This window comes from Helicobacter pylori (assembly GCF_001998165.1).
Taxonomy (GTDB): Bacteria; Campylobacterota; Campylobacteria; order Campylobacterales; family Helicobacteraceae; genus Helicobacter; species Helicobacter pylori_DL.
Map to the genome: position 1 here is coordinate 1 of NZ_MTWR01000087.1, position 4,316 is coordinate 4,316.

3 protein-coding genes, 2 tRNA genes and 3 pseudogenes are annotated in these 4,316 nt (G+C 41.5%); 2 read left to right on the forward strand and 6 right to left on the reverse strand.

Features of this window, described 5'->3' with window-relative positions; genetic code table 11:
• Nucleotides 1–231 (forward strand): annotated as a pseudogene (locus BZK24_RS09995) (hypothetical protein); the annotation flags it as partial.
• On the opposite strand, the pseudogene BZK24_RS08120 reads toward BZK24_RS09995, so the two are convergent.
• The 3 genes and pseudogenes from BZK24_RS08120 to BZK24_RS08130 all read right to left on the reverse strand — a co-directional run.
• A pseudogene (locus BZK24_RS08120) lies at nucleotides 196–1,434 on the reverse strand (SabA family sialic acid-binding adhesin); the annotation flags it as partial. The pseudogenes BZK24_RS09995 and BZK24_RS08120 overlap by 36 nt on opposite strands.
• A 239-nt stretch (nucleotides 1,435–1,673) precedes the next feature.
• Nucleotides 1,674–1,750, reverse strand: a tRNA-Met gene (locus BZK24_RS08125).
• A 21-nt stretch (nucleotides 1,751–1,771) separates the two neighbouring features.
• Nucleotides 1,772–1,846, reverse strand: a tRNA-Gln gene (locus BZK24_RS08130).
• Nucleotides 1,847–1,929: 83 nt separating this feature from the next.
• On the opposite strand from BZK24_RS08130, the gene BZK24_RS09720 reads away from it, so the two are divergent.
• Nucleotides 1,930–2,454, forward strand: coding sequence for a hypothetical protein (locus BZK24_RS09720; protein WP_242423434.1), 525 nt, complete (start codon nucleotides 1,930–1,932; stop codon nucleotides 2,452–2,454).
• Between the two features lie 91 nt (nucleotides 2,455–2,545).
• On the opposite strand, the pseudogene hypD reads toward BZK24_RS09720, so the two are convergent.
• The 3 genes and pseudogenes from hypD to hypB form a co-directional block, all read right to left on the reverse strand.
• Nucleotides 2,546–3,659: pseudogene (hypD, locus tag BZK24_RS08135) on the reverse strand (hydrogenase formation protein HypD).
• A 5-nt stretch (nucleotides 3,660–3,664) separates the two neighbouring features.
• Nucleotides 3,665–3,898: a HypC/HybG/HupF family hydrogenase formation chaperone gene (locus BZK24_RS08140; RefSeq protein ID WP_000335445.1), complete on the reverse strand. Its 234-nt coding sequence runs from the start codon at nucleotides 3,896–3,898 to the stop codon at nucleotides 3,665–3,667.
• On the reverse strand, nucleotides 3,898–4,316 hold a 419-nt coding region (hypB, locus tag BZK24_RS08145; RefSeq protein ID WP_077657124.1), incomplete at its 5' end, for a hydrogenase nickel incorporation protein HypB. The genes hypB and BZK24_RS08140, both read right to left, overlap by 1 nt.

Here is a 4,316-nt window from a genome sequence, read left to right on the forward strand (position 1 = left end):
AATAATTCCCAAATCGTCATTGATGTGTCTAAGAATGTGAATCAGTCTTCATTGAATGGGAATGTTACTTTCAATCATTCCAGGCTTTCAGTCAAGCCCAACGCTGCTATTAATATTGGGGATAGCCAAACCCAAACGACTTTAGAAAACGCTTCAAGCCTTTCTTTTTACAACAACAGCGTGGCGAATTTTAACGGCGCAACCGGCTCCCCAAGTGTTAGAAGTTACCTGACCTGGATTGGTGCCCCTACGCTCACCCCCTTGCACTTCATAACACACCCCTAAAGAGTCTGATACAAAATTTTTAGGGATTTTTTCAAAGTTTTTCACCACCTGTTCGGCTTGGTTTAAAATCTCTGCTTGGGCTTGCGCGTTTTTGAGCATGCTTTCGGCAAAGCTAGCGTCTGTGTAAGGGTTGAATGGTTTTCCAGCATCCAAGTTGTTTTGATTTTGCGCATTTTCACTAACGATTTTACTTTGCACGACAGCTTCTTGCGCGTTAGCGATCATGCCTTGGATAGCGCTGATTTCATTAGCAAACATCCCGCACATTGTCCCATTGCCGCTTATCCCTGCCCAATAATTTGTACCACCATTCTGAAAGTTTGGGCATGCCTCATTTAGGGTAGTGATAATGATGCTCGCTTGTTTTAAAAGCTCTTGAGCGTTATTGGTTGTGTTGATGGTTTCTGTTGTGCTTGTTGCTGTTGTATCAACCCACGAGACTGAAATAGCTTTCCCATGACTCCATGGGTATATTAAAGGTTCATTTGGCTTGCCACCCGTTCTTTTGTCTCCATTGATAGTGAAATCAAGTTTTGTAGTGGTGTTGCTTAAAACGGGAACCCCATCTCCATCAGATCCATTCGCTGTCAAAGCCTTTTGAATGATTTGATAGGCTTGATTGATTTTCGCGTAATTTTCAGTGGATATAGGCCCACCATGTCCTGGTTGGTAATACGAATTGCAAGTGATGGTCGTCGTATTTTGTCCTGGCACATTATTAAAGGTTTGGATACCTCCATTTTCGTTCTTCTTCTCGCCAGGACCACAAGCAGTAAAAGCATAGCTTGTAACTTGCCACAACCCCACTGCAGCATTCAGCGCTAAAAGCACGGCTTGATACGCCGGGGAATTGGTTTTGACATCAAGCAAATTTCTAGAGCTTGAGCCTAGATTATCCCTTACTTCGTTAATCGTGCTCGGATCAGAGGATAATTGGATAAGGTTGTTTAAGGTGCTGTATCTGGTTAAAAGATTGTTCAACTTTTCATAATTATCCGAAAGCTTTTGTATTTCTCCTGTGTTTGTTACCATTTGAGCGGCTTCACCGATTTGATAGCCCGCACTCATGTAAAAGCCATCGTCTTCAGCGTGAAGCAAAAACGAGAGAGAGAGAGAGAGAGAGAGAGAGAGTAAAAGGGTTTTTTTCATGTTTTCTCCTTTTTGGATTAAATTGGATTAGTATTAGGGATTTCATACATTAGAATGCATTTGCATTGGAATGTATTTGGAGTATTATAGCATAAAGCGTTTTTTTTTTTTGTCATTTGGGAAAAATTTTGTCATTTTTTTACTTTTGGCGCTTTTTGTTTCGTTTGGTGGTGGTGAAATTCGTTTTCTTCATTTGAAATTCGTTTTCTTAAGGGGATAGGGGGGTATTTCATTAAGATTGGTTGCGGAGAATGGATTTGAACCACTGACCTTTGGGTTATGAGCCCAACGAGCTACCGGACTGCTCTACTCCGCGATACGCCAATACAAGGAAAAATGGCTGGGGTGCAAGGATTCGAACCTCGGAATGCCAGGACCAAAACCTGGTGCCTTACCGCTTGGCGACACCCCAAACAAACAACAAATATATAAAGTAAAAGAAGCATTATACAAAAGCTTTTTAAAAAAGTCAAGCTAAAACGCTATAATTTCATCATGGAAAATGGATTTGACCCCCTCATTTATCAACGCTATTTGAAAAAGAAAGAAACCTTTTTGCTGTTTAAAAGAATCGCTCAAATGTCTGCGTTTAAAAATTTAAAACTCCAACTCAAGCGAAGAGAAGTGATTAAGCGCTATGTTTCTCAAGCTTTAGGGGATTTAAAGAAAGGGTTTAGATACGCTAAAATTGAACACCAAATCCTAAAAATCTATTTCACGCACCCGAGTTTCTTGAAAGCCTTTGAAACAGAAAAAGACCATTACACCAACAACTTAAAAACGCATTTTTTAGAAACGCACAAAACCCTAAAAGCTTTAAATTACCCTTTTGATTTTAAAACTATCCAAGCGAGCGTGAGAAAAAGGCCTTATCACAAACCGGTTATCAAAAAAGAAAACCCCCCTAAAAAACCGATTAGCATCAATGTCAATTGCGAGGGCTTGAGCGATTTCACTAAAAAGCAATTTTTAAAGCTCAAACGCGCTTGTAACGATAATACGCCGCACAAGCCCCCTTGAGAGCTGACCATGCAACTGCCGATCGGGTTTTGTGGGGTGCAAGTTGTGGCGAATAATGAGCAGTCTAGGGGCTTAGAGCAATTTTTGAAACTCAAACGCGCTTGTAACGATAATACGCCGCGCACGCCCCCTTGAGAGCTGACCATGCAACTGCCGATCGGGTTTTGTGGGGTGCAAGTTGTGGCGAATAATGAGCAGTCTAGGGGCTTAGCGATGCCTTTTAAAATCTCCCCACACTTGCATGCTTTGTTTTCTTTAGAGGTTTTGTGGCTTAAGTATTCTTTAAAGACTTTTTCAGCGTCATAAGAAGCGAACGCTTCTTTGAGCTTGAGAGCGGATCGTTTGATATTCCCCAAACCTCTCCATTCAAAATTTTCCCTAACTTCCATGCAAGCATTGACTAACGCTTGCGCTTTCACATTCCCCTCATAGCTCACCGCTCTTTTGTATTGGATTTCTAGCTTGGCTTCTTTGTTTAAGGCTTGTTTGATAAGCATCAGCACGCTTTCTAATATATCCACCGGCTCAAAACCGCTCACGATAATGGGGAGTTTAAAGCGATCCACTAAAGGGGCATAGATTTGAGCGCCGCTGATCACGCTCACATGGCTAGGGGCTAAAAGAGCGTTAATCTGGCATGCTGGATCTTTTAAAATCGCACTCACGCTTGGAGGCACTAAAATGTGGTTAATGTGGAAAAAAAGATTTTTTAATTTTTCTTTTTTGGCGTTGAGTAAGACGCTAGCCGTCATCGGCGTGGTGGTTTCAAAACCGATCGCAATATAAATGACTTTTTTATGAGGGTTTTCTTTAGCGATCTCTAAAGCTTGCATGGGCGAATACAAAAAACGCGCATCCAACCCCTTTTCTCTGGCTTGTATCAAACTCCCATAGCTCCCAGGGACTCTCATCATATCCCCTAAGCTTAAGATAATGCTGTCTTTGATCATAGCGAGTTCATAAGCTTCATCAAGGCGCACTCTTGGCATCACGCACACCGGACACCCTGGCCCATGCGCAAACTCTAAATTGTTAGGCATCAAATCTAAAAGCCCGTATTTCATGATAGAATGCGTATGCCCTCCGCACACTTCCATGATGACTAATTTTTTTTCAAGTTTAAAAGCGTGTTTTTTGATTTCACTAGAGAGCGCTAAAATAATCCGCTTGTCTCTAAAAGGCGAAATGAGGTGATCAACGCTCATTGTTATTATTGCGTTTCGTTCATTTTGGCGATCATTTCTTGGTAAAGCTCAATGGATTCTAGGGCTTCTTTTTCATCAATCTTACTCATCACATAGCCGATGTGCAACAACACATAATCGCCCACTTTAACGGACTCGCCCATTAAATCCAAGCTCGCCTCTCTTTGAACGCCCAAAGTCTCCAAAATAGCCACATTATCGTTAATGGCTATGACTTTAGAGGGGATTGCTAAACACATTAAAACGAATGCGTGGACTGGTAATTTTCACGCTTTTTTTCTAAAAGGAAGTTTTTAAAATCTTCCAAACTTTTAGGGTCTTTGGAGCTCATTAAAAAAATAGGCGCTTCAGGCTTTAATTTTTGCATGTCTTCTTTGACTTGAGAAACCCTGAAATTAAACACTTCAATCATGTCCGCTTTACTGATAATGACCGCATCCGCGCACATGAACATCGTAGGGTATTTTAGCACCTTATCATCGCCCTCTGGCACGGAGAGTAAAACGATATTCATCGCCGCCCCTAGATTATAGCTTGAGGGGCAAACCAGATTCCCCACGTTTTCAATGATTAAAAAATCGCTTTTTTCTAACGCTCCCTCATCTTTTAATAAATCAAACGCCCCCTCAATCATGCTCGCTTCCAAATGACTCTCCC

Excerpts from the sequence above, each read along its gene's own strand:
- BZK24_RS09720 (WP_242423434.1), top strand. The coding sequence starts at position 1,930 with ATGGAAAATGGATTTGACCCCCTCATTTATCAACGCTATTTGAAAAAG.
- BZK24_RS08140 (WP_000335445.1), bottom strand. The coding sequence starts at position 3,898 with ATGTGTTTAGCAATCCCCTCTAAAGTCATAGCCATTAACGATAATGTG.